The sequence below is a fragment of the Pseudoalteromonas sp. CR1 genome (genome assembly GCF_019392235.1).
Classification (GTDB): Bacteria; Pseudomonadota; Gammaproteobacteria; order Enterobacterales; family Alteromonadaceae; genus Pseudoalteromonas.
Genome location: NZ_JAHXRM010000347.1, coordinates 1 through 261 on the forward strand (window position 1 = coordinate 1; position 261 = coordinate 261).

Below are 261 nucleotides of genomic sequence, written 5' to 3' on the forward strand. Positions count from 1 at the left end.
TCAAGCTTTACGGCTCGATGGAGCTGGCGCCGCTGATCGGCCTGGCCGACAAGATTATCGACGTGGTCGACACCGGCAACACGCTGCGTGCCAACGGTCTAGAGCCTCAGGATTTCATTGCCGACATCAGCTCTCGCCTGATCGTCAACAAAGCTTCGATGAAAATGCAACACGCCCGTATCCAGGCGTTGATCGATACCCTGCGCAAGGCAGTGGAGTCTCGACACCGCGGTTGACCCGCCTGCGCGGCCTTAGGTCGCG

At 59.8% G+C, this 261-nt stretch carries 1 pseudogene; it reads left to right on the plus strand.

The features are described 5' to 3' along the window. A pseudogene (gene hisG / locus KZZ04_RS19655) lies at positions 1-236 on the plus strand (ATP phosphoribosyltransferase); the annotation flags it as partial. Between the last annotated feature and the right edge of the window lie 25 nt (positions 237-261).